This window comes from Streptomyces sp. SID11385 (assembly GCF_010548245.1).
Lineage (GTDB): Bacteria > Actinomycetota > Actinomycetes > Streptomycetales > Streptomycetaceae > Streptomyces.
In genome coordinates, this window is record NZ_JAAGLR010001172.1 from 1 (window position 1) to 245 (window position 245).

At 72.7% G+C, this 245-nt stretch carries 1 protein-coding gene; it reads right to left on the reverse strand.

The genetic code is table 11. The features are described from left to right. Window positions 1–245, reverse strand: a 245-nt coding sequence (locus G3I42_RS35605) for a hypothetical protein (RefSeq protein WP_164291781.1), incomplete at both ends; no start/stop codon positions are given.

The following is a 245-nucleotide window of genomic DNA, read 5'->3' on the forward strand; positions in this document are numbered from 1 at the left end:
GCGTAGAGGTCCTTGCCGGAGCGGCGGGTCTGTACGAGCGGGACGGTGCCGTCCGCGCCGGCCAGTGCGCTGGCCGTGGCGTTCCCCGAACTGTCCCTGCTCACCAGCACCTTGTCGCCGGTGACCAGGGTGACGGTGACCGGCTTGTCCGCCTTGCCGGCTGCCGCCGCGCTGCCGGTGAGTGGTCTCTTCGTGGCCGCGTCGTCCTGTGGCGCTGCCACGGACGGCGCGATCACCGTGACGGC